Origin of the sequence: Fictibacillus phosphorivorans (assembly GCF_023715845.1) — a bacterium.
In the GTDB taxonomy this organism is placed as follows: domain Bacteria; phylum Bacillota; class Bacilli; order Bacillales; family Fictibacillaceae; genus Fictibacillus; species Fictibacillus phosphorivorans_D.
This window is the reverse complement of record NZ_JAMBOR010000009.1, coordinates 94714-121105: the sequence shown is the minus strand read 5'-3', so window position 1 is coordinate 121105 and position 26392 is coordinate 94714. Positions and strand designations below refer to the sequence as shown.

The following is a 26392-nucleotide window of genomic DNA, read 5'->3' as shown; positions in this document are numbered from 1 at the left end:
TGTCTCCTTTTGTGTTAGAGAAAGCATGGTCATCTCTCCAATACTATTCTTTTATCCAAGTGATCCCAAGTGAACCTTCACCTAGGTGAGTACCGATTACAGGTCCAAAATAGCTGATCGATACATCGGCGTTCACAAACTTCCCGCGAAGTTCTTCAGCAATTTCCACTGCATCGTCTTCACGTTTGGCATGAATGACACTAATCATCACTTTTTCATCTGTTTTTAAATCTTCATCCATAAGATCAAAAATGCGTTTCAACGCTTTCTTTTTCGTTCGCACTTTTTCAAACGGTACAATCCTTTTATCTTCAAAATGAAGAATTGGTTTGATCTGCAAGAGGTTTCCTACGAAAAGCTGAGCGGTGTTCAACCGGCCACCGCGGTGCAGATGATTCAAATCATCTACTAAAAAGTAAGCGGGGATGCCATTATTCTTGATCTGCAGCAGTTCGTTCATGATCTCGTATCCATTTGCACCCTTACTTGCAAGCTCAGCTGCTTTTAACACATAAAACCCTTGTGGTGAACAGCTGATTTCAGAGTCGAATACATGCAGCGTAAGACCTTCTACCATTTCACCAGCCGCAACCGCACTTTGGTAAGTTCCGCTAATTCCGCTGGATAGTGTGACCATGACGGCTTCATCGTAGTCTTTAGCTAGTTCTTCTAATAGTTCTACTAATTCACCGATTGCTGGCTGTGAGGTCTTCGGAAGTTTTTCTTCACGAGTGACCATCTCGTAAAAATCATCTACTTTTATTTCTACTTCTTCTTTGTATGTTTCGTTGTCGAAAATGACGTTGAGCGGGATCATTACAATGTTCTTTTCACTGCGGATATGCTCGGGTATGTATGAAGTACTGTCTGTAATGACGGCTACCTTGCTCATAGTTTTTATCCTCTCTTATGTAAAAATCTCGTTTTCGTTACGTTTTACAGTGTACACCATCAGGAAAAGGAATTCATCCCATTCACTTTTCCCTTTCATTCAGTATTCGCCTTATCGATAGTGTATCCTTTAACGATTTAACTGGTCTTTAACGTGTTTACTGCATAACGCGTAAGCACCATATAAGACAGAACGATTCTGCATAGTTGAAATTCTCAATTCCGGCTTAACAGGTAAATATTTTTCGAGATTCTCATCAATTTGATGTAAGTAGGGAGCGAGCTCATTGCCAACACCGCCTCCTAATAGGATGACTTCTGGGTTCAAGATAACAGCTGCATTAATGAATGAAGCTGTGAGGTGTCTCAATGCATGATCAATAATCTTCCGTGCAGTTTGATCTCCTGTTTCCGCTAACTTAAACAATTGTTTAGTTGTGACCGATTTTCCTGTTTCTTTCTCATATTTAACCGCTAAACCGAACCCGCCTGCCTGTGTACTTAAATATCCGTAGCCAGGTCGAGCTGGTACAAACCCATCTTCTAGAACATTGTGATCCGTTATCATATAACCGACTTCTCCTGCAGAGAATTGACTGCCGGGATAAATTTCTCCATTCATGAGCAATCCTGATCCGATGCTTGTTCCGATCATAAAATAGAGGGCGTGTTTCACATGTTGCAGACTTCCTTTTTCAACTTCTCCCAACAAACCCGTGTTCACATCATTTCCAACGAAAACAGGAATGCCGAGTAATTGATGTAGTTTCTCCCCTAACGGATAACGATTCCACTTCAGACTTGGCGCTTTTAACACCATTCCTGTTTCCGAATCCACAAGCCCTGGAACTCCTAAGCCAATCCCGTACACTTCTTCAATCGTTATACCTTGCTCACTCATACGTTTCTTCATTTCCTCAGCCAAACACTCGGCAACATCTGACAAAATCACTTCACTCGTTATCAACGTTTTGGAATTTAAAAGCTCACCGTCAGTACTAAACAATCCACATTCAATCGTTGTTCCGCCAACATCTGCAGCAAATAGATATCTCTTCTTCAACCATTACACCACCGTTCAATAAATCATGTTTTATTTTTATTCACTACCACAATGTTTAAACTTTTAAAAAAAATATTTTTTCAATCAAGAAGGAAATTGTCGGATTTGGAAGAAATTACAAAGCAATAAAGTAATCAAAGGAGGGCAGGACCATTGCCATTGGATCACAATCTATATGTCGTTATATTATCTCTATTCGTTTGTTTTCTTTTCTCGCTTGTTTCCGTTGAATGGACTCAAAGACGTTTAGATAAACAAAAGTCGCCGCACACATTTCTCTTTCTAGGTTCCATTACAATGGGTATTGCTGTTTGGGCAACACACTATATGGGCATGATGTCCATTCAAAGTCCTGTAAACTTAGCTTACGACCTTCCAATTATGATTGCCGCATTTTGTGTATCCATTACTTTTTCGTACACTTCATTCTTCCTACTTAATTATAACGTTCAGAGACCACGGAAGAAACTTTGGCCGTCCGTACTGACATTTGGTTGTGGATTGCTCATTGTCCATACGATCGGTGTACTCTCTATGCACTTTGATACAGCGCTTCGAACCCATCTACTTTTATTGGCAGCTTCTATTGGTTCCGCATTTCTTTTTACATGGTTTGGTTTTCGACTTTTGTCAGCAAAAAAGTTTAAATTCAAGTTGATTCTAGCCGGCTTGTGTTTTTCAGGTGGCGTAAGTTTTATGCATTATATCGGTGAAATGGCTTTTATCGAAGAAGGCTCTACCTTTACTTGGCATTACAAGCTTTCTCTAGAAAATATAAACACCTTGGCTACCTTACTCGTTATTGGTGCTACGATTATTGTTTTTATTTCTTATCTGTTAGAACAACTTTATCAAAAAAAGATCACGCAACAACGACTCGATCTTCTTGAAAGTGAGCATCGCTACAATACTTTGTTTGATCTTAATCCAGAGGGCGTTTTTGTAATTGGCCCGAATCGCAGCTTTATTAAGGTGAATCAGTCTCTCGAAACCATCACTGGCTACACATTTGAAGAACTTCAAAAAATGCCTTATACCGATTTGCTAAAAGTATCAGAAGTCGAACACTCACTCAATTACCTTAAAAGAGTGCTGCAAGGTGAAACGATTAAACACCCTCTCACCATCTATCATAAGGATGGACATGAAGTGGAGCTTGAAATCACAAGTATTCCTTATTCCGTTCAAAATACCATTACAGCGGTAATTGGAATTGCGAAAGACATGACGGCCATCAAAGAATCACAAGAGTATAAACAACGCGCTCAAACCCTTGCTTACGTGGGTGAACTTGCTGCTGGGCTCGCTCATGAGATACGTAACCCGCTCACTTCAATTAAAGGGTTTGCTCAGCTGCTTAAATCACAGGGTGAAACAAATGGAACGGATCACTTTTTTGAAATCACCCTTCGTGAAATCGAACGGATCAATTTCATTATCAGTCAACTGATGATCCTGGCTCGTCCTCATATGATCATCAAAAAAGATCATGATTTAAACGCGCTTATTAATCGGTCTCTAACCTTTATGGAAAGCGATGGGGATTTTGAAACAACTTCCTTCCAATTGAATCTGCCGGATCACCCCGTCTATTTCCATTGTGAAGAAAATTTGATGACCCAGTTGTTTTTAAATGTACTTAAAAATTCTTTTGAAGCCATTTCCAGTCACGGAACAATACTTGTTACCCTCACCGATACAGAGGAATCTATACAGATCTCGATCATAGACGATGGACCGGGTATCCCTGCCCACCTATTACCGATGCTTGGCCAGCCTTTTTACACAACAAAAGAAAGCAATCCAGGTCTTGGGCTGATGATTTGTTATCAGATCGTTGAGAATCATGGAGGGAAGATCAATATAGATTCAAAAGAGGGATTAGGAACAACTGTTTCAATGGAATTTCCTAAAAATGCGGCTAAAGTTGAAGCAACGGAATTAGAAATGAGTGGGTAAGTTGAGCCAATGCACGAAGGAATAAGTTCTGTGGGTCAAACGGAGCGTTCTATGAGTCAAAATAACATTTCTATGAACCGAAATCGTAGTTCTATGAGTCAAACTTTAATGTCTATGAGTCTTCGCAGATCCTATGAGCCAAACTAGCCTCTCTATGAGTCAAAACAGCCCTTCTATGGGTCAAACTGTAATCCCTAAAAAAAGACCTTCTCAACAGAAGGTCTTCTCTATCCTCATTCATTTAATTAACGTACTTTTACCCAGCCGTTCTTGATCGCTTCAACTACGGCTTGTGTACGGTCGTTTACATTCATCTTTTGAAGAATGTTACTCACGTGGTTTTTAACCGTTTTTTCACTGATATACAGCTCTTCACCGATTGTACGGTTGCTGCGTCCGTCAGCTAAAAGCTGAAGAACTTCGCATTCACGGCGCGTTAAGATGTGCAATGGTTTGCGGTATTCTACTTCCACAAAACCAGCTTTGTTCTGCTGTGTCTTGTTTGTTGTAGATAAGCGACGGAATTCGTTAAGCAGGTTATATGTGATCTTCGGGTGCAAGTATGCCCCGCCATCTGCTACAACGCGAACGGCTTCGATCAAAGAATCAGCATCCATCTCTTTTAAAAGATAGCCTGATGCTCCTGTTTGAACCGCGTGAGATACATAGGTTTCATCATCATGGATGGAAAGGATGATCACTTTCGTATCAGGAGATTTCTCTACCAAACGGCGCGTTGCTTCTACACCGTTGATGTTCGGCATGTTGATGTCCATCAGAACCACATCTGGATTGTGATCACGGACGATGCTTTCCGCTTCTGAACCATCATCACCTTCAGCTACAACAGAGAACTGTTCCTCCATATCTAAAATGCGCTTTACTCCCTCACGGAACAGACGATGGTCGTCGATAATCGCTATTTTTGTTTTCTCAGGTGCTGAGGTGTTATTTTCGTACACATTAACATTATTCATGTGTGAACCCTCCTAGTCTTGAATGGGAATTTGAATGTAAACACTTGTACCGTAGTTCAAGCGGGATTTAACTTTTAATGTACCTTCGAGGAGTTCTACCCGCTCCCGCATCCCCATCATACCAAAGGAATTGGATTTTGCAGGCTTGGATGTATCAAATCCTTTACCATCATCTCGAATATATAAAGAAATAAACTTTTGGGTAAACTCAAGTTTTACCTCAATTAAATGTGCATTTGAATGTTTAACTGCATTGCTAACCGCTTCCTGAATCAAACGGAAGATCGCAATTTCCATTTTTGTGTGGAAACGACGCGATTCCCCTAAAGCATGTAATTCAATATTGATTCCGGATCGTTCCTTTACGGTTCGTAAGTACTTATCAAGTGTCGGAACCAAGCCGATATCGTCCAATGCCATCGGGCGAAGGTCATAGATAATGCGGCGGACTTCTTTTAAAGAGTCGCGAACCATAACCCTTAAGTCTTTTATTTCGGCACGGGCAGCATCAGTTCCTTTTTCGACATAGATTTTCTCTAACAGTTCGGAGCGAATCAGAACGTTTGCCATCAACTGAGCTGGTCCATCGTGAATTTCACGTGATACCCGTTTCCGTTCTTCCTCCTGCGCCTCTATAATCTGTAGACCGAATTCCTGCTTTTGCTTAGCATCCTGAACGAGTTCGTTGATTTTTCTTAAATCCCCGTTTAAGTAATTCAGAACTACAGAGATCTGGCCTGCCAGAGATTCAGCTTTTTGGACGGTTTCATTCAATGCTAGAATACGCCGTTCCAGTTCATCTCTTTTTTCACGAAGTTGTTTTTCGGTTTGTCGAATAATCGAAAGATCGATCTGATATTTATTGGCATTCTCATAAGCATCACGAATATCTGCTTCGCTGTATTTCTGAAAATGCTTGCTCACTTCCGCCAGGCGAGTCCTTGCTAATTTCGCATATTCCTCTGTTTTATCAGCTTGGTAGATCACTTCGACCACTTGTTCCTTCACCAGTTCTAGTTCACGGTGAAGCTGCTGAAATTCCTGACGAGAATGCTCATTGATTTCAAAGATCTGTGATTGACTCTCCGTAACCGTATCGATGGTTTTATTTAAGATTCCGTCTAACAAATTTGGATCTATCGCTAATTTCGCTGCAGTCATTGTAAATTTCCCCCAATTAAAACGATAAAGAAGTACAAACGGAAGTTCTAGAACCATCTAGCCTAATTTTCATATAGGACTTCTTACCCATAAAACATAAATCCTTCTTATATACTACATTCGCCAAGAAGTGGAATTTTATGACTTTTCTTACTAAAAAACATTTAAAGAATTTGAAGGATTTTTAAAATACCTTATAATGAAGAATATCACGATACTTTACAGGATTAAAGATTTTTCGACAATTTTGACTTTAAATTTTTTCATTACAACATCTTAAGGGAGCTTTTCAAAATATGTTATCCGACTATCTTACCGTCAAAGAGACTGGCCAGCACGAAATTGTGATTGAGAAATCTCGATTTATCGCCCATCTCGCAAGAGCCACAACTGAAGAAGAAGCGATCCATTTTATTCAAAAAATAAAAAAGGAACACAGCAGTGCTACACATAATTGCTCTGCTTATTTAATCGGCGAAACAGACAATATCCAAAAAGCGAACGATGACGGAGAACCAAGCGGTACCGCGGGTGTTCCTATGTTAGAAGTTCTCAAAAAAAGGGAATTGAAAGACACAGTTGTCGTCGTAACCCGGTACTTCGGTGGAATTAAACTTGGCGCAGGCGGATTAATCCGTGCTTACGGTAAATCCGTATCAGAAGGCCTTAATCACATCGGTGTCGTTCAACGTCAGCTGCATCAGATCATCCACATAACGGTCGATTACACACTTCTAGGAAAAATGGAAAACGAACTTCGCAATTCAGTTTACCCCATCAAAGAAATGAACTACCTGGAGAAGGTTGAAATTCAAATGTATGTACCGATCAAGGAAGTAGAATCATTTAAGAGCTGGATCACCGACCTTACAAATGCCCAGAGTGAGATCAAATTAGGTGAGGAAGAATATTTAGAGAAGGATTATCTGTAGAAGATTTTTCTCTATAGAACACTGCTTAGAATTTTGAATAAGAATATATGATTGATTTTTAATTGGAGTGCAAGGTGGAAGACTCCTATGAGATGAGGGAGACAGGTGAGATTCTGAATGGCGCAAAGCGGCAGGAGGCTGACCGCCCCCCATGGAAGGCGAGCAACCTGGAACGGAAATTAACTCCTTCAAAACAACAAAGCTTTACCAGAGATTTATAGTTCATTTTCCCCTGATTTCAACAAAATGTAACAAAAATTTTGTTGCTATTTTGACTGTCGTCTCTTAACATAAAACTAATGCAAAAACGATTTGCCAAAAAATTACGTTTAGGTTGACACCAACATTATATATATTTGTTTCGAAAGATTTATACTATGGGCGTAGCCCTTATTTCTTTGAATGATAAAGGAGTTTTCCATTATGAATAGAAAAGTTATGCGCAAGAGGAGAAAAAGAAGACGCCGTATACTTTTTATACTTGTTCCTTTACTGGTCGTTATATTGGCATCAGTAGGATACGGCTCTTATATAACATATAAATTAGCGAATGCCACTTCTAATGCGAACGAAGAATTAGGGCGTGGAGGTAAATCAGAAAAACGTCAACAAGCAGTCGATCCTTCTAAAGATCACTTCTCCGTTCTTTTAGCAGGAGTCGATGATAGTTCCAAACGCGGGTTCAGCGCGAATGGTGACTATAAAGGTGTCAGATCTGATGCTTTGATCTTGGCTACATTCAATAGAAAAGATAAATCCGTTAAGATGGTCAGCATGCCGCGTGACTCGAAAGTAGAGATACCCGGTCGACGCAGCCCAGACCGAATCGGACACGCACATTCGTTTGGCGGTATGGATTTAACGGTTGAAACGGTTGAAAATCTTTTCGATGTTCCCGTGGATTATTATGTAAAATTAAACTTCGATGCTTTCCTTGAGATTATTGATGCTCTGGGCGGTGTTGAGATCAATGTAGAAAAAGAAATCACTGAGCAAAACAGTAAAGATGAACCAGGCGCTATTCATTTAAAACCTGGTGTACAAGAATTAGGTCCTGAAGAAGCACTTGCCTATGCAAGAACACGTAAGCTCGATTCTGATATTTATCGTGGAGATCGCCAGAAGCAGCTTGTTGAAGCGATCATTAAAAAGTCAGCTACGATGGAATCTATTCCGAAGTACGGAAAGGTTATCGATACTGTTGGTGACAACATGGCAACAAACTTCACGTTTGGCAATATCTTAGCATTGTTTAAGTATTCTAAATCCATTAATGACATTGAGAACTTAAAGCTAGAAGGATATGATGATACAAGTACGGGTGCATACTACTATGAACTAGACGAAGCTTCCGTTGAAGAAGTTTCCGAAAAGCTTAAATCTCACTTGGAGCTTCCTGGTTATGAATATGAGCCAAGTAAGGAAACTTCAACAAGTGAAGAAACAGAATCTGAACAAACAAATTAATAATTTTTAAGAAAAACCCGTTTAGCTTCCCTGAGATTAGGGAAGCTTTTTTTGTGTGTTTTTTGCTGGACTGGCTACAGATTTGTAAAATAACTGGAAATAAATAAATTTTACTATCTAAATGATACATGTTACACTAACAAGCGTTGTATTTATTGTATTTATTGACCTTAACTTATGACAATTATCAACTATATAATCCAAATGAGGTGAAAGACATGAAAAACAATACGATGCAAAAACCTCAGCAAATTCGTGAAATTTACTTGGTTCGTGCTTTAGCGATTATTGGTGTAATCATGGTTCACTCTACATCTGGTATAGTGGCCGGATTTAATACTGAATCATCGTTATATGGCGTATATAACTTCTTAAATATTTTCTTTAAGTTTGGTACACCAACCTTTATTTTCTTAAGTAGTTTTGTTTTATTCTTTAACTATTATCACAAACCATTAACAAAAGAACGTATTGCTGGGTTTTACAAAAAACGATTACTATTTATCGTCATCCCTTACTTGATTTTCTCTATCCTATACTTTGCTTTGACAGCTTCTGTTCAAGGATATACAAGTACAGGTGAGATGATGAATGCTTTCTTGGTAAAATTCATGACAGGTAAAGCATACACACATTTATACTTTGTGTTTATCTCTATCCAGTTATATATCTTGTTCCCGTTTATCTTAATGTTCTTGAAGAAGTTCCCTAAGGTTACGAAACATACGATCTGGATTGGATTTGTCCTTCAGTGGGCATTCGTATTAATGAACCATTACTACTGGCAGTATTCTTTAAAAGGTAGTATTTCATTCTCGTATATGTCCTATTACTTCTTAGGTGCCTTTATGGGGATCCACTACAAACAGATTCTTGATTATCTGATTGTTACGAAGGAAAAGCTTTTCTCTAAAAATGCTTTAGTTTGGCTTCCACTTTGGGCGATCTGGATTGCTGCTTCAGCAGGTCATGTTGGAGTTTGGTATGTAACTCGTGCAAATGGCGCGATAATCGACTCTAAAATTTATGAATTATTATGGAATGTTCATACGTTCACGTCTGCTTTAGTTCTCATGCAGATTGCTTATTGGTTATACCGAAACCTTCACGAAAAAGTATTGAACGTCATGATCCACTTAGGTGTTGTATCATTCGGTGTTTATTTGATCCACCCCATTTTGTTATTAATTGCACGTAAAGTGCTTGTAACATCAGATCCTATTCTTTATCACGTAGCTGTTGCTTCCTTCTTCTTATTTGCTTTGATCGGTTCATGGATCATCGTCGGCTTTATTATGAAGTATAAGAAATCTTGGGTTCTGTTCGGACCAAAACCGAAAGATCCTTATGTACCATCAACAAAAGAATCGACAGCACGTGCATCATAAGATTATGAAAGGAGCTAACTCGCTTAAGAGTTAGCTCCTTTTTTTGTATAGGTCTCCATAATAATACTCTTTGCAGATACTGTTTGTACCAACTCTACTGCTCGATATTTTCTATCTTGTTTAATACATGTCCTACTAAGTAATACCCTTCACTGCCTTTTAGCTCATCTTCAGGGTTTATTTTATTTTGTAGCGTCTTATCAATAAAACCTTTTTCAATAGCTGTTTCCCATGCTTTTTCTTTTGGAACATTCACACCATCAAGGGCAAGCAGCATTCGGGCAGCATGCTGACCAGTCAACACTTTTTTCTCTCCACCGATATAGTTTCTCATTTCTTTCATCTTATACTGTGATGCTCGATCTGGCACCATTCGATGAATGCCATTCGTTAAGAGGTTACTGAACGTCATCTCAGTAAATGGCTTATCTACAGGGAACTCATTCGCATAGCCACCTACGATTAATCCATGATTGATTAAAGGCTTAAGGTTATCATAGAACCACTCACCTTTATAAGGATAATCAAGATCAAACGTATATAAATTAGCATTTTGATCTTTTAAAACATTTTGCAGTGTTTTCACCAATTTTTTGTTCTTGGACATTTCTCGAAAAGGTGTTTCATTTTCAATGGAAACAGCTGCGGCTGCCCCAGCTGCCTCACCTACTGTCATACCAATTGGTACTACACGCGCACTACCTGCAGCAATCGAACTGTATCCTGCTGCCTTGCTCGCAATTAAAAGATTATCCACTTTAAGCGGAATTAAAGAGCGAAAAGGTATCGCATATTGCTCGGGTTTCGAAATAATATATCCATAGTCGCCTGGTGATGTCGCTTGAACATCAACGGGATACGAGCCAAATCCAATGGAATCCCAGTGATCATTATTTTCCCAAATATCTGTCATAGGAAGCTGATACTCTGTTTTGATATGTCTGGTTTCACGAACATACAATTCAGGCGGGAAACTCTCGATTTTTGCATTTTGAAAACCCGGGAACTCCTTTTGTAAATATTTTAATACGTGTTTGGTCTCAGCCTTGCCGATCTTAATGGCTTTCTGTTTTTGGACAGGATCCAATCCATCTATACCAAAGATCTGAAGTGCATTAATGTAAACCGAACCATCTTTTTGACGAACCATGTTCAATCCGCGCAAACGTGTTTGAGGATTGACAGGTTTATAATCATAATGGAGTTTTGAAAATCCCCACGCAACATTGCTCGTTGTTTCACCGCCGCCAAATACATCCTCTTTGGCAGCATCCTGTACGGCATCCCAATCAATATTGCTGAAATGCATCATAAGAGTTACAGCCATTTTTCTATCCTCTAACCCAATATCAGCTCCACCTTTAAAGAATGGTGCATTTGCCGCAACTGCTAAATCAGCATCTTGTGTAGAATCAATAAATCTTTTTGCTTTAACGGTTTTCTTTTGACCTTTCTCATCAGTCAATACAATGCCGGTTAACGTATTCCCTTCCACCACTACATCATTTAACTGTGTGTTTAAGGACAGCGTCAAGTTTTGCTCTTCATCTTGGACCAGTTTCATAAAAGCCATTTCGGCAACGGTCAAATCAAATCCGATCTTACTGCCTGTCAGCTTTAGCCATTCAAGAAAAATTCCTTGGTTCGCCCAACTGCCTTTAATATCTTCACTAACATCTAAAAAGTTAAGAGCGCCATATGTAAAGAGGCCTCCTAAACCATCCCGATGTTCAATTAAAAGTGTTTTTGAACCATTTTTTGCTGCTGAAACAGCGGCAGCCACTCCTTCCGGCTCGCCTCCAACAACAATCACATCATACTGTTCTTGAATATCCGGCGCGACATACGGCTCTATGTCTGATTTGGACACAGTAGTTGAATATGGGTATAACTTTTTTATTCCAATGACTATAACTACAATTATGAATAAAATTGCAGCCGCTTTAGTTCTTTTCACCCATTTTTTATCTTTCATCGGTTACTCCTTTAGGTCGAATTTCAGATGAAATAAGTATATCAGACTAAATAATCCCAGTATATGACTATTTTTGTCGGAATTTGAAATTCAAGTTTCTTTACAATCATTTAGAAGACTGTTTATAATTTTTAAAAATCAGTACATTCGGGGGTATCCGTTTGAAACGTCTAAAGCCTAAATTTTATGGAACCTTGTTCTCCCTATTTATTGTCTCTTGTGTTTTAAAGATTTTATTTACCCGATATATTTTATTTGAAGAAGTAAATTTTTTAGATATACTTTCACTTGAATTTAGCTATATCCTTCTTTTCGCATGTCTTATCGAATATATTCCAACGAATAAGGTGAAGATCCCCCTATATATATCGTTAAATTTAATAATTTCTACTCTGTTTTTTGCGATTATTGTTTATCATTCATACTTTGGAAATATTCCTACCTATTATGCCCTAATGCAGACAGGACAAGTTGGTGCAGTAAAAGATAGCGTAACACAGCTGCTTCAACCAGAATATTTTCTTCTATACGTTGATTTTCTTGTAATGTTAATCGTTCTTTTAACTAGAAAACTTCCCTTATACACTAAATATAAACTCTCTAAGACGAAGCTAATTGGTCCACTTTTAGCTGTTTCCTTTGCAGTATGTATAATTAATTTATATCTTCATAAGGATGAGATCATCACGAACTCTGCACTGGCTGCAGAAACGAAAGGAATCTTTAATTATGAAGCGTTGCAGGCTTATTACGGTCCAAATGGCGGACTTCCTCAACCTGCAGATTTATCTGACAAAGAGCTTAAGAGCGAAGAAACGATTCAAGATAAAATCAATGAAATTAAAGGTATTAAGGAGATTCCAGACTCAGAACGTAAATACTTTGGCGCAGCAAAAGATTGTAACTTAATTTTAATTCAGTTTGAATCCATGCAAGACTTTCCGATCGGCCTGAAGATGGACGGAAAAGAAGTTACACCTAATATGAACAAGCTGATAAAAAACAGCTTTTATTTTAATAATCTCTACCAGCAAACAGGTGCCGGAAATACATCGGATGCTGAATTCATCGCAAATACATCATTTTATCCAGCGGGTATGGTCGCAACTTCAACATTTTTTGAGAAGAAAGCATTTCCGAGTATGCCAAAACGCTTGCAAAAAGAAGGATACGAAACATTCACCCTGCATGCTGATAAAATTGATTTTTGGAACCGTGTAGAACTGTACCCTTCTTTAGGATTTAATAAATATTACGCATTAGATTTTTTCGGAAAAGAAGATCTGATTGGATTGGGGCCATCTGATGAAGTCCTGATTAATAAAGGAATGTCTCTGTTAAAAAACTTGCATGCTAAAAACAAGCCTTTCTATGCACATTTTATCTCGATGACGAGCCACCACCCTTATGAGATCCCACCTGAGAAAAAGGTGTTTGAACTACCAGCAAAATATAAAGGTTCAATCGTCGGAAAATACATTCAAGCGATAAACTATAACGACATGGTATTAGGAAAGTTTATTGATCAATTAAAAAAAGAAGGAATCTGGGAGAACACCGTTCTGGCGTTCTATGGAGATCATATGGGCATGCATCATACGATGTTCAAAGAGAGGGACCCTGAGCTTTTGAAAGAGTTGTTGGGTCATGAATATACAAAGATCGACCGCTTTAATGTTCCGTTCATGATTACTGCACCTGGTGTGACGGATGATGGAATGACGTCTGATCAGCTTGCTGGTCAATTGGACATAATGCCGACTTTGGCTAACTTGCTTGGCATTTCTCTAAAAGACCATGTTCATTTTGGCCAAGACTTGTTGAATGATCAGGAGAACTTGATCGGTATGCGCTATTATATGCCAGCAGGATCTTTCTTTAATGATGAAGTGGTGTTTCAGCCTGGTAAATCATTTGAGGATGGCGAAGCGTTAATCTTGGAGACAGCGAAAAAGGTACCACATGCTCCCTATAAAGAGGATTATGATCGGATTTTGAAATTATTGAGTCTATCTGACGCTTATTTGAAGTCACTGCCTGAGAAGTGAAAATCTACATGATTAGAGTAAAAGAGAAGCACTGCAAAGTTAATTTGCAGTGCTTTCATTATGGAATCGCTCCATAATTGTAGATAATCTCTCTTAAATGTTTGTTAATCGCGCGAAAATATCCATTCATTGCGCTACAAACATGCATATACACTCAAATCGACAAATAAACAACCCTGCTAGAACACCTCATGCCTCCTAACAGGGGTTAAATCAATGCGAAAACAGCTCGATCGCTTGTTTCGCTGTATCTTTCGCTTTCGCAGTCAATGGACCGACAGCTGCTGCCAACTTCTCTTTCTCTTCTGGCAGCGCCTTTAAATGGCGGATCAGTGCTGACGCTAATTCCTCGCTCGTCCACTCACCACCAACATGAGCAAACACCGGCTGATTCGCTTGTTCAGAGAACGCATCGATCTTAGGATCATAAGACAATGCCAGAAACGGCGTGTTCATGATTCCTGCAAAAATCAATGCATGAAGTCTCATCGCTAAAAGCATATCAGATAAGCCGATGATCGATACCTTTTCTTCAATCGAAGCATGATATGGAGCAACATGCGCTTTCTCGCTCATCATAGCCAGAATCTCACGGGAAGTATCATCGTCATGTTTATCATGCATCGGGATGAATACAACCTCGTTCCCTCTCTGAATAAAATCATCAAGTGCTTCAGCAATCTTCTTTTTAAAATCAGTGGCTGTCGGCCATTCACGAACAGAGACCGTCAACACAGGCTTTGTAAAACCTTGCTGCTGGTACCAATCTGATTTTGGCTCATCTAAATGAAACCCGAGTACAGGGTCCGGGACAAGCTCCATCCCATTCGTAAGACCGAGATTCCTCAACAACTGTATGGAACCCGTATCACGAAGCGTAATCTTTCCTGCTTTTTTAAGCATCATTCTCGTCAAGAACTGACTCACTGATTTATCGATTGGTCCCATTCCTTGTGCATAGATAAAGAACGGTTTCCCTGCCATGCGGGCAAGCATCATAATACCTGTGTAATAAGGAATGCTCTTCATACCTGTTTTATCCTGCAATAGACTTCCCCCGCCTGAAATCAATCCATCCGAGGTTTTCAAACAAGCATAAACATCTTTCATCTGCCAGCGGTTTATGGCTTCAACGCCATATGTTTTCTTTGTGAATTCAGGATCGTTAGACAATACAACGATTTCGATATCTGGCTTTTGTTCTTTTAAAGCCGAGATGATCGATAGAAGAATCGCCTCATCCCCAATATTATTAAATCCGTAATAACCTGATAAAACTACTTTCATTGTATCCACCTTTCACGTACGTACGGGTACAACTTCTCTTTTAACGCTTTATAAACAGCTATCATCACAAGTCCGATCATGAGTCCGATAACCAGCGCGTATAGAGAGCGCAGCACAGACAGCATTAAAGGAATGTGCAGATGAGTAAATGTGTTCATCATCGATGCGAATCCGATAGCACCAACCACTAGGAACACACTTGCGATTCCAGCATATCTGCGGAACAAGTAAAGTCCGAACACAAAGAACGGGAATCCGATCAAGAACTCTTTCGTACGCGGACGAACAAACATGATCTCTTCGAGCTTGCTTCTAAACGTTAATTCTAGAGCACTTGCTGTTCCTGTGTTACCTGAGCGGCTTAAATAATAAGCCCCAATCACTGCAACTACTCCGAGTACTACGACATGCCAATAGCGAACAGGAGTATTCAAGTAGCTCATGAACTTTTTAAGTGAGGTAGCCTGGTTGACTTGAAGACCAAGAACGATTGCCGTAACGAGGATCGGTAAGGCAAGAAGCACTTTAATGCCTCGGAATTCTTCAAGTTTATATAAATAGGCATCTCCATAAAGTAAACACACAACAAGCCATGCTCCAGCAAAAACAATGAGAGCTGCCATTACAAAATTCCAAACGATCTTATCAATGTTTTTAGCCTGTCGAACGCTTAATACAGCCCAGATCGGACCTGCTGTAGCTACTAATAACGCGAGACCTTTTAACAGCATTCCAACTCCAAGCAAGAGGTAACCTGCTGATAGAACCAATCCGCCGACCAGAGCCAGCATGGTTAGTTTTTTATGAACGGATGCTGCCGCTAATGCAAGGTAAACAGATCCACCTAAAAATGCAAAAAGCTGTAGCCATTTATAATCTTTCATATCTTTAAACGGCTGTGCTTCACCTGTTTTAAAGTAGCCAGGTGCTTCGGCATGAAAGTCCTGAATCTCGTTAATCATTTGTTTAAATTCATCTTCAGCCGATTTGTCATCTAACTTTTGAACTTTCACTAAAAATGTTCGAATGTTACGCTCTTTTACTGCGCGTGCTAATCGTTCAGAAGCAGCGTCTTCACTGGTTCTAGTCTCAGAGTAAAGCCTTTCTACATCATAATTCATTTCCTTCGCAAAGGTCTGCATGCCTTTTTGCTCAGTTCCCTCTATGACAACAACATCATAATCATTCGCTTTTAATTGTTTTGCATATTTACTTAATTTCTCTCTACCTTTACCATCATATCCGACTACTTCTTTTCCAATGAACAGAACCTTATCCACTTCATTTTTTGGAAACTTTAGGAGTTGTTTAACCATCGTTTCGTTGTTCGAATGGCCATCCTCTTTTTCGTCCGAAGAAAAGTCATTTTTTATACGAGGAACTACCTGGAATCCGTTGGATACAATCTCTTCATAAGCTTCTGTATTAAAATAACCTAGTGATTTATCCTCAATCTTTGGATCGTCATTTGTTTTTCCTTCAATAAAGTAAAATTTTTGGCCATTTGCTGTAATGGTCGTTATTTTATCTTGAAAGGCGCGTTTTAAATATTCTTCTGACTTATGGTTTTCTTTAAGAAAACTGACAAAAATCCCTTCGTTTGTAGGAAGTTTGCTTGTATTTAAGTTATTCGTCAAGGCAAAGTAATTTTGAATATCACTTTTACTTAGAACCGCAACGACACCTTGCGTTTCGAGTGAACGAATATTTTCAGGCTCTAGCGTTATAGAATGTACATCGGCCTCTTTTAAACCTTTATAGATCTCGTCTGCAGGTACATCTTCACTTTTTAAAATCGCCAGGTCCGTATAGGGGACCATCACTTCATATGTATTGTTTGAGGATTCTGTTTTAATTCGTTCATAAATCATGGGGCTGGTAAACAGTAAGGATACAATCAATAGGCCGAATAATACTTTTTTCAACAAAGAACATTCCTTTCTCGGATCAGGTCGTGGTGCTTTTATTTTACCTTAATTTCGGCATTCTTATAAAGAGTGAGTATAGATAACCAAAAAATAAAGGACACCAGCTAACTGATGTCCTTCTTCATTTTTATTTTCCGACTCTCGGATTCGTTTTCAGTCCGTAAAAAATCTTACGTAAGAATTTGTTTACAGGCGCGTGATCTTTCCCGACCAATCCGATACGCTCAGCGATAAACTGTGTGATCAAGAGCAACACAGAAAGGATTAAGAGTGATCCCCAAAGTGTTGTTAGATTGAATAGAACCGCTGCGAGACCGAAGATAGCACTCATCGCATAGATCACAAGTACCGTTTGACGGTGAGACATTCCGCTGTTTAATAAACAGTGGTGCAAATGAGATTTATCAGGTGCAGATAATGGCTTCTTATTTAAGAATCTGCGTACGATCGCAAACAAGGTATCAGAGATCGGAACTCCAAGGATGATGATTGGTACAACGAGTGAGAATAACGTGATGTTCTTAAACCCTAACAGAGAAAGAACAGCGATCATATATCCTAAGAACAGCGCTCCAGTGTCTCCCATAAAAATCTTCGCTGGATGCCAGTTGTAAACCAAGAATCCTAACGTACTTCCAAGTAAGATGATCCCCAGTGCAGCAACTAAGAGGTTGCCGTTGTAGATCGCCATACCTGATATGGTGATCAATACCGTCGATGATACACCTGCTGCAAGTCCGTCCAGTCCATCAATCAAGTTGATAGCGTTCGTGATTCCGATAATCCATAAAAGCGTTAAAGGAATACCAAGGAAACCAAGGCTTAACCGGTAATCGAATGGCAGGTTAATGAAGTGAACTTCAACTCCACCATAGATGACAATACCTGCTGCGATCACTTGCCCAAGCATTTTTACTTTTGGAGAAAGTTCATAAATATCATCAAAAACTCCAGTAATGATGATAACGATTGCTCCAAGTACGATCGGAACCGTATATTGGCTCCCCGGCTGTACGATAAGTACACCGAGTACAAAGCTGATAAAGATCGCTAATCCGCCTAATCGCGGCATGATTCTTTGATGAACTTTTCTCTGGTTGGGCTTATCTGTTGCCCCAACGAAAAAGGCGAACTTTTTCACGAGCGGCGTCAATAGGACTGACGCAAGAAAACATATTAACAATGCCCAGTAAGTCATAGTTACACTCCCCAATTGGCGTGATGATTATTGTTTGTAAAACGCAATTTATTTTGTGTTTAATTTCGACATAAATCAACTTTAAATTTATACACAGAGAAAATTATAGCATAGATAATTTTGATTTTGTGCGAAAATCTTGAACAAATTATTAAGAAAATGAAAGCGTTTTTCTACTACATTTTTCTACTATAATTAGTTTCCGCTATTTACTTAAGCATTATTTTTCGAAACCCTGCCAAATCGACCCAATTTCTTTCCGATAACAGGAAAAGAATGTAATTCTTCTACTGTCATACCCTTTGTAACCAAAATGAAAACCGCAAAGAGCGCACCGCCGATTATTATGGCAGCACCTGCATACAATAAGCTTGCAAGGCGTCCAGAAAGATCCATTACGAATGTTGGATAACCGATGGCTGCTCCCATGAGCAAACTTCCAATCGCAAAGGTTAAAATGGACCGATTGACAAAAGGCAGTTTAAACGTTTGTTTAATAACGAGCGCATTGGCAATGGTAATCACAATATAAATCACTAACGTTGCGATCGCCGCTCCTAACAGTCCATATTGTGAGATCAACGCAAAGTTTAAAAGAGCTTTCCCGATTGCAGACGCTACGATAATAAGAGCCGCTGCAGTGGGACGATTGATTCCTTGCAGAATTCCTGTACCAAGCACAGCAAGTGATGTAAACACCGAACTAAAGCTAACGATTGCTACGACAAGACTTCCTTCATCGTTCGTGAAAAGTGCGATGTTTAAAGGAAGTGTTAAAGCAGCGATCCCTACTGCCGCTGGCCAAGAGAATAAATGCGTTAAGTTGAACGAGCGTTTAATTACTCTATTCGCTTCGTCCATCTCGTTTTTGGCTATTTTCCCCGTAATTAATGGGATTAGCGGTAAAACGATTGAAGTTGAGAACACAGTGGCAATCTGAACAAGCGATGTACCACGTGCATAGATACCGTTTAAGTAAAAAGTTTCTTTCGCTGTGTGCCCTGCCATTTTTAACGCTGAAGGGATGGTCAAGGAATCAACAACATTCAACAAGGCCATCGTTAACGCACCTACACAAATCGGCAGAGATAGTTTTAATATGCGCGTACTCGACTTTTTAAACGCTTCTATTGTATATGGACGATTTGAACTCGGTTTAAGTTTCGATTTTTGAAAAAGAACTCGTAAAAAAATTAAGGAGATCAAAGCCGCTATGGCTGAACCTGCCATCGTACCCGCTGCAATCGTCTCGTTGTCCGCTGCAATCGATACAAAATAATAAGCTGCAACGATGACGAGGGCCACACGAATAAACTGCTCAATCACTTGTGAGTAAGCAGTCGGCTTCATGTCCTCGTACCCTTGGAAATAACCGCGGTAGACCGCCATATAAGGTGCGATCAAAAGCGTGATCGAAACGACGATAAGAGAGCTTCTCGTTTCCTGTCCACCCAGGATTTCTGCGATTTGATAAGAAAAGCCGTATAACAGGCTAAAAGAAAGAATCCCGAAAACAACCGCTAAGATTCCAGCTGTATTAAAAATATTTCGGATTTCTGTGTCGTCACCTTTTGCACGAGCTTCTGAAATCAATTTTGAGATCGCGATCGGAATCCCGGCTACAGACAGAATGAGTGCTGTCATATAAACCGGATATACAAGACTAAAGATCCCGAGTACATCATCACCCGCTATATTTTGCAGAGGAATACGGAAAACAGAACCTAAGAATTTAGATAAAAAGGTAGCGACCGTTAAGATGAGTGCACCTTTAATAAATGTGTTTTTACTCATGTTTACCCGTCACCTTTTGCTGGATTACTTTTAACGCGAAGTGCGGCAGACTAAGCTGGCGCTTCCAGCGAGATGGCTGTTTCATCAGACGGTACGCCCATTCCAGGTTCATCTTTTGCCAAACTTCAGGTGCACGCTGCACAGCACCAGCTAAGACATCAAACGATCCGCCGATTCCCATGAACACACCTTTTTCAAACTTATCCATGTTCTGTCCAATCCAAAGCTCCTGCCTTGGCACACCAAGCGCGGTAAAAATCAAATCCGGCTTCGTACGCTTAATCTCGTTTGGAATAGGATCATCGTTCCAATCGAAGAACCCGTGATGAGCACCTGCAATTTTCACATTAGGGAACTGCTTCATGATCTCAGCCACCGTTTTCTGAAGCACTTCATCCTGTGCGCCGAGCAAATACACACTGTATCCTCTTTCATTGGCGATCTGAAGAAGGCCCATAAACGTTTCAAAACCAGTTACACGTTCAGGAAGAGGCGTTCCAAGAAGTCCCGCCGCTTTAACGACACCAATACCATCTGCTGTTACATAGTCTGCTTTTTCAACGACTGCCCGATAGTTTGCATCTTCACGAACCTTCATAACGATCTCTGGATTTGCTGTTACAACAAACGTCTTTTCTTCTCGTTCCAAATGTCCGCTTAATGTATTTAAGAATTCAAATAATGTTGAGTTTACGAAATCTACGCCTAGAATTCGAACTGTTTTTTTCAATGAAAGTCACCACTTTTTCTGTATTAACTTTGTATGTTTTAACCAAAGTTTACCTATTTAAAATAAAACACTAATAAATATATCATAAAACGGCCTTAAACCATATGAATGTCACTAGTTGTTTCATCTTATATAGGTCGTCTCCCGTTTTAGTTTTTGAGGGAGGTGGTTGGATTATCCAATATTTCTGAATTGATGTGAAGTTGTGTACAAAAAAGAAGCCCAACATCCAGGTTCATAAAACTCCCCTTTCAGTCAGGCTTTTCTTTATTTAGCTAATTCGATACGGCCCATATTTTTTTCACCATGTGACGCTGGACCACCATGGCTATACATATAAGCTTTTGAAGAATATTCAACACCTTCTATATTCTTAGGTACAACTTCAAGCCAAGTACCTTCCTTCTCTGTTACAACCGTGTCTAAAACCAGTACAGGAGTACCTGTCCATTTTAACTGATAAAGTATGTTTGAATGGTCTAAAGGAACAGTTGGCGTTTTTCTTACTTTTGTTTTAGCATTTTCTACAAGCGTTATGGCGATATCATACTTATTGCGCTCTTTCCCGCCTAATTTCTCATCAATTTGGTTCATGAAACCAGCAATCTTTTGGCCCCAATAAGGATCAGTCGCATAAAATACATTCATTCCTAGATCCTTGTTTCCTAAAAAAGCTTCATGGTAACGGTATGAAGATTCAAGAAAATAGTTATCTTCTTTTTTTGTTATCAAATTAAAGACCAAAGTGTCTAGACATTCATCATAGGAGTCGAATTCAATAAGCCCATCTGTTCCATCTTGTGCGCCAATTCCGAAAAGATTATTTCTTACAAGTGCTTTTTCATTTGTGCCCCATTTCGTTTCATGAATCGCATGTGCAAGTAAATACATCGCGTTTATGTTGTGTTCCGCCTCAATAGCCTTAAACTTATTCCCCATCGTTTCAAGGACAACTTCAGTCTTAATCCAATCAGGTTTATTTTCTTTTACAAAATTATTTAATTCTTCAGCCGTGTATGACGTTTTTGTGTAAAGCGGCATCATATTGAAATATTGATATGCTGTATACTTTTTTCCGTCAGTCTTGTTTGTATACGTGCTTCCATTGTCACTGTAATACTCACCTTCAGGCATATCAGAATCGCTCTTCCCATATTTGTAAGGAGCATAATAGGTATTCGTGAATGAATTGAATGTATAGTGATAAATATAACCCTTGGTCACCTTATAGTAACTTCTTCCTTTTACCTGAATTTCTGGTATAAGAAGTGCATTCTCCATCTTAACAAAGCCTGTTCTCTTGCCGAATTTCACCTTTACTGAATGTTCGTCAGATTCTATGTACTCAGCAGCAGTCCCTTTCTCGAGACCAATCAGTGTACTTCCGGAAACAGATTTATCTTTTATATCTAAAATGGCTGAAAGTGAACTATTCGTCACTTGTCCCTTCTTCATATAAATGATCTTGTTATCTTTTAAGACAACCTGATTTGCACCAGTTGCAGCAGCTTTTGCATCAGCAAAGCTAGGATACTCCTTACCTTTTACTGTTTCAGTTGCTGTGGCAGTTCCTACATAATATTTGGGTGAAACAGGTTTTTCACCTTTCTTTAATACATCAAGCATCCGAACCAAAAATGCTGATGTCATTCCGCGGTCAGCGTCCCCTTGAGGATTTAGTTTGTTATTTGTCCCTGCTAAAATACGAGCTCCAACAATTCGTTTCATGGAAGTTCCAGCGTAGCTGCTTACTTTCTTATAATCTGAAAATGTAGAGATATCACCTTCAGGAAGTACGATTCCCTTCTGTTCCAGAACATTGTTCATCATAGATGCGATTTGCTCACGAGTAACATGTTCTTTCGGAGCAAATGTACCATCACTTTTGCCACTAGTAATTTTTAATTGTGCTGCACGCTGAACTGCCTCGTAAAACCAATCGGTTTTTTTAACATCCTTAAAATTAGTAACCTTCGTAATTTCAATATCTTCTTGGTCTAAAACACGCAACATAAGGATTGAAAACTCTAATCGAGTAATCGTTTCATCAGGTTTATAATCAATTCCGCCGTTTACCGGTACGCCCCTAAGTATATTTAAATCAATTAATTCTTGCATGGAATCCTTAAAGTAACCCAAATAAGGTTCCTCTGCTGACACACCTTGTGCTCCTAAACCGAGCAAAAGCACAAATGGCAAAACTAAAAAACATAAAAACTTCTTCAAAACTTCCCCTCCAAAATAATATTTTACCAATCTACCCCTACTATTCTATCAGATTAAAGTAAATCTTTACCATAAAATTTATAGTATTTTCCTAGACATAAAAAAAATAGGCGATTGAATGTAGCTTCAATCGCCTGCTTCTAAAATATTATGGTGCTAGAGGAAGATCTCTTATCAGCGTTCCATAAGGACCACCATGGCTGTAAACAAATGTTTTCTCATAATTTGCTCCGTTTAAGTTCTTTGGAGCGATTTGGAGCCAAGTACCTTCATTTGTTTTAGATGTTACTCTGTCTAGAACGAGTACGGGTGTACCTGCTAGTGGAATGGAATATAATCTACTCGCATTCGCGGTGGCATCACTTCTGACATTAACTTCCTCCGTTAATGTTACAGAAATCCCATATTGGTTTCGTTCTTTCTCGCCTAAGTATTTATCAATTCTGTACATATATCCAGCAATCTTTTGACCCCAGTATGGATCTGATGCGTATCGTACGTTCATTCCCAATTCTTTGTCGCCAACAACTTCCCCGTTCGCTTTCCATCCTTGAATAAAGTAGCTGGATGTCGGATCAAGTAAATATTCCTTAACCAAGACTTCGATACATGCTTCATAAGATTTAAATGTATCTCCGCTCTCATATGCAGAGCCATCTGTTGCACGAATTCCAAAAAGATTCTTTTTTTCGATCGCTAGCCTACTTGTTCCCCAGCCGCTTTCATGGATAGCATGTGCCAACAAATACATCGCATTAACATTATATTTTTCCTCTACATTTTTGAAGGCGTGCCCTAAGTTTTCGAGAATCGTGTTGTCAGCAGCTGATTCAGGTTTGTTCATCCTAACAAAATCATTCAGTTGTTCTGCCGTGTAACTCGTCTTCGTATATAGAGGCATCACATTAAAATACTGATACATGTTATAGACGTTTCCGTTTCCAGAAAACGAATGTCCATCTTTACTCTTATAAGTGCCATTCGGAAGGGTTCCGCTGCTTCCATACCAGAATGCTCCATATGTGTCTGTATTTACGTTATACGTATAATGGGTCAGCTTTCCGTCTTCCGCTTTAAAGTAAGAAGCACCTTTTAGTTTAACAGTCGGATGTAGTGTCGCTTCATTCATTTTAAAATAACCGATCGTGTTATTGAATTTCACCTTCACCCATGTTTCACCGGCATCTAAAAATTCTGTTTCTGTTCCTGCTACTAAGCTATAGTAGTGGTCACCAAATCCGCTAGTCTTATAGAGTACAGATGCAAGAGGCTGAACTTGAGCTGGAGAAACCACACCACTCTTCATATAAACGACCTTGTTGTCTTTCAAAACAACATGATCGGCATCTGTCGCTGCTGCCTTTGCTTCGTTATACGTTTCATATTCTCTAATGTTTGTCGTTGTGTCCTTTGTTACTTTTGCCAGATAAAAGTTTGGAACAGGCGGTTTAGGCGGATTTTTCAGAACGTCTATCATACGAACTAAAAAGGCGCTCGTCGTTCCACGTGTTGCATACTCTGACGGCCGGAATGTGTTATCGCCATATCCTGCAATAATTTTTGCATAAACCATTCTTTTTACAGAAAGTGCTGCCCAGCTTTGAACCTTTGAAGAATCGGCAAACTTCAGCTCAGCTTCAGGAAGTTTGATTCCTTTATATTCAAAAGCGCCATTCATCATAGATGCCATAGCTTCTCGGGAAATCGGTGCATCAGGCAGAAACTTGCCGTCTGGTGTACCATTAACAATGTTCATTTCAGCAGCTTGCTGAACGACTCTGTAATACCAAGCATTTTCTTTAACATCAGAAAAGTGTTTCGGATTGATCACTTCTAGGTTTTGCGCCTCTAACACACGGACTAAAAACGCTGCAAACTCAGCTCGGGTTACATCACGATTCGGCTTATAGTAAGTCTCGCCATTAATGACTTCCCCTTTAAGAAAACCCAATTCGATCAGTTTTCTCATGTCCTTTTCAAAATAATGCCCTGTAATGTCATCCGCTGCACTTGCCGTGTAAGAGCTGAACAACAAAACGAATGGCAACAACAATAGAGTGAACCATTTTTTCACAATATTACCCCCATATGTAAAAATTACTAAGTTTATCCACACCCTCTCTTAATCTACCAATATTCTACAAAATCTGCTAGGAACTTTCAGACTATCTTTTATATTACAAGTATTATAAAAAAGAAAAACCCACCTGATTTAGGTGGGTTTACATGGCTGAATGCTATCTTATTATTATTTGTATCCGAACCACTCTTGATAATTACGCTCAATTTCATCCGAAGTATACATTTTCCAGCGGCTGTTTTCTAAACGAAGGAAGACTGTACCTGATCCATCTTTTTCGTACTTTCTTGTACCTTCATCATCTGTTCTGGTCATATCATAAATAGCATTTTCTAATTCTATTTCAACTAGGCGTGTATTGATCTTTGCATTCTCATAATCAATTCCAAGTTTACCTTTTATTATGCCGTTATAAGTAACCTCTACTGGCTCTAAGATATACTCGATAAAAGCATTGCTTGATGAATGAGCGAATCCCATTTGTCTTACATTTGTTAAATCTTTTAAAGCATTATAATTTTGCTCATTTATATACTTAGTACCTTTTGTTTCATTATCAAGGATAACCGTTTCAAGCATTGCTTTTGTCGGCAGGTTGGCTGTTTCTTTTTTCATGGAACGAAGAATCATAACGATAGATTCAGCGCGCGTTGCTTGGTTGTTCGGTGCAAGCTTATCAGCTGAAATACCTTTCATGATCCCTAGGCCGTTAACCATGCGAAGGTGGTTGTAAGCCCAGTGATTCTTAGGTAGATCCTTGTAATCTCTTGGAGTACCATTCTTAAATTCTACTGTTTTATTAAAGGATCGAACGATCATAGATGCCATTTCCGCACGTGTAATCTTTTTGTTCGGTTCAAATGTTGTAGCAGATGTTCCACTTACTACCCCATTCTGATAAGCGATTTGAATGTGTGTTCTTCCCCAGTGCTTGCTGATATCTTTAAAGGGAACCGTTTTACCTGTATTTTTTAATTCCAAAGCACGCACGATAAAAGAAACGAATTCTCCACGGGTGATCTTGTCGTCCGGGTTAAGGAATAATAGATCAAATTCGATACCGCGATCTTTCACCGTTTCAATAGTTCCTTTTACGATGTCTGCATATAGCATATCCCATAGGTCGTTTTCAGCCCAGTGCCCTTCAATATCTACAGGCTCATAGTATGTAAACGGATCTTTGTATCCCGCCGCACTTGCAGATTGTCCAGCGAACGGTGTTGCCAATATTGACAAAGCCAATAAGGAGCTTGTCAGTTTTTTCTTTAAAGTCATTTCTTTTCCTCCT

18 protein-coding genes are annotated in these 26392 nt (G+C 39.3%); 5 read left to right on the top strand and 13 right to left on the bottom strand.

Annotation, left to right across the window (positions count from 1 at the left end; translation table 11 throughout):
• Positions 1–43 precede the first annotated feature (43 nt).
• Together M3206_RS09055 and M3206_RS09050 are read right to left on the bottom strand one after the other, a co-directional pair.
• The gene (locus M3206_RS09055) at positions 44–892 is read right to left on the bottom strand and encodes a DegV family protein (RefSeq protein ID WP_251312200.1); all 849 of its coding nucleotides are present in this window, start codon (positions 890–892) and stop codon (positions 44–46) included.
• A 129-nt stretch (positions 893–1021) separates the two neighbouring features.
• Positions 1022–1954 (bottom strand): ROK family protein, encoded by a 933-nt coding sequence (locus M3206_RS09050; protein ID WP_251312199.1) that lies wholly within the window; start codon positions 1952–1954, stop codon positions 1022–1024.
• A gap of 153 nt (positions 1955–2107) precedes the next feature.
• Between M3206_RS09050 and M3206_RS09045 the strand changes: the two genes are divergently transcribed.
• On the top strand, positions 2108–3913 hold the full coding sequence (locus M3206_RS09045) for an ATP-binding protein (RefSeq protein WP_251312198.1): 1806 nt from the start codon (positions 2108–2110) through the stop codon (positions 3911–3913).
• A gap of 245 nt (positions 3914–4158) precedes the next feature.
• On the opposite strand, the gene M3206_RS09040 is transcribed toward M3206_RS09045, so the two are convergent.
• Together M3206_RS09040 and M3206_RS09035 are read right to left on the bottom strand one after the other, a co-directional pair.
• Positions 4159–4890 (bottom strand): response regulator, encoded by a 732-nt coding sequence (locus M3206_RS09040; protein ID WP_251312197.1) that lies wholly within the window; start codon positions 4888–4890, stop codon positions 4159–4161.
• 12 nt (positions 4891–4902) lie between these two features.
• On the bottom strand, positions 4903–6051 hold the full coding sequence (locus M3206_RS09035; RefSeq protein WP_251312196.1) for a sensor histidine kinase: 1149 nt from the start codon (positions 6049–6051) through the stop codon (positions 4903–4905).
• 296 nt (positions 6052–6347) lie between these two features.
• Between M3206_RS09035 and M3206_RS09030 the strand changes: the two genes are divergently transcribed.
• From M3206_RS09030 to M3206_RS09020, 3 genes are all read left to right on the top strand, one after another.
• Complete coding sequence (locus M3206_RS09030; protein ID WP_251312195.1) at positions 6348–6983, top strand: YigZ family protein; 636 nt, start codon at positions 6348–6350, stop codon at positions 6981–6983.
• A 423-nt stretch (positions 6984–7406) separates the two neighbouring features.
• Positions 7407–8450, top strand: coding sequence for an LCP family protein (locus M3206_RS09025; RefSeq protein ID WP_251312194.1), 1044 nt, complete (start codon positions 7407–7409; stop codon positions 8448–8450).
• 218 nt (positions 8451–8668) lie between these two features.
• Complete coding sequence (locus tag M3206_RS09020; RefSeq protein WP_251312193.1) at positions 8669–9838, top strand: acyltransferase; 1170 nt, start codon at positions 8669–8671, stop codon at positions 9836–9838.
• Positions 9839–9932: 94 nt separating this feature from the next.
• Here the strand turns inward: M3206_RS09020 and M3206_RS09015 are convergent, their stop codons facing one another.
• On the bottom strand, positions 9933–11813 hold the full coding sequence (locus M3206_RS09015; RefSeq protein WP_251312192.1) for an FAD-dependent oxidoreductase: 1881 nt from the start codon (positions 11811–11813) through the stop codon (positions 9933–9935).
• Positions 11814–11974: 161 nt separating this feature from the next.
• Here M3206_RS09015 and M3206_RS09010 point away from each other — a divergent pair, with 161 nt between their 5' ends.
• The gene (locus M3206_RS09010) at positions 11975–13861 is read left to right on the top strand and encodes an LTA synthase family protein (RefSeq protein WP_251312191.1); all 1887 of its coding nucleotides are present in this window, start codon (positions 11975–11977) and stop codon (positions 13859–13861) included.
• 213 nt (positions 13862–14074) lie between these two features.
• Here the strand turns inward: M3206_RS09010 and csaB are convergent, their stop codons facing one another.
• The 8 genes from csaB to M3206_RS08970 all read right to left on the bottom strand — a co-directional run bounded on the left by csaB (position 14075) and on the right by M3206_RS08970 (position 26379).
• Positions 14075–15148 carry a polysaccharide pyruvyl transferase CsaB gene (csaB, locus tag M3206_RS09005; protein ID WP_251312190.1) on the bottom strand — a complete coding sequence of 358 codons (1074 nt, stop codon included), beginning with the start codon at positions 15146–15148 and terminating at the stop codon, positions 14075–14077.
• Entirely contained in the window at positions 15145–17073 is a 1929-nt protein-coding gene (locus tag M3206_RS09000; protein WP_251312189.1) for a DUF5693 family protein, read from the bottom strand. The genes csaB and M3206_RS09000 overlap by 4 nt, the downstream gene beginning before the upstream one ends.
• 130 nt (positions 17074–17203) lie before the next feature.
• Positions 17204–18274, bottom strand: coding sequence for a glycosyltransferase family 4 protein (locus M3206_RS08995; RefSeq protein WP_251312188.1), 1071 nt, complete (start codon positions 18272–18274; stop codon positions 17204–17206).
• Positions 18275–18487: 213 nt separating this feature from the next.
• On the bottom strand, positions 18488–20068 hold the full coding sequence (locus M3206_RS08990; protein ID WP_251312187.1) for a putative polysaccharide biosynthesis protein: 1581 nt from the start codon (positions 20066–20068) through the stop codon (positions 18488–18490).
• Positions 20061–20798 (bottom strand): WecB/TagA/CpsF family glycosyltransferase, encoded by a 738-nt coding sequence (locus M3206_RS08985; protein WP_251312186.1) that lies wholly within the window; start codon positions 20796–20798, stop codon positions 20061–20063. The genes M3206_RS08990 and M3206_RS08985 overlap by 8 nt, the downstream gene beginning before the upstream one ends.
• A 267-nt stretch (positions 20799–21065) precedes the next feature.
• Entirely contained in the window at positions 21066–23024 is a 1959-nt protein-coding gene (locus M3206_RS08980; RefSeq protein ID WP_251312185.1) for an S-layer homology domain-containing protein, read from the bottom strand.
• A gap of 148 nt (positions 23025–23172) precedes the next feature.
• The gene (locus M3206_RS08975) at positions 23173–25098 is read right to left on the bottom strand and encodes an S-layer homology domain-containing protein (RefSeq protein ID WP_251312184.1); all 1926 of its coding nucleotides are present in this window, start codon (positions 25096–25098) and stop codon (positions 23173–23175) included.
• A 174-nt stretch (positions 25099–25272) separates the two neighbouring features.
• Entirely contained in the window at positions 25273–26379 is a 1107-nt protein-coding gene (locus tag M3206_RS08970) for an S-layer homology domain-containing protein (RefSeq protein WP_251312183.1), read from the bottom strand.
• Between the last annotated feature and the right edge of the window lie 13 nt (positions 26380–26392).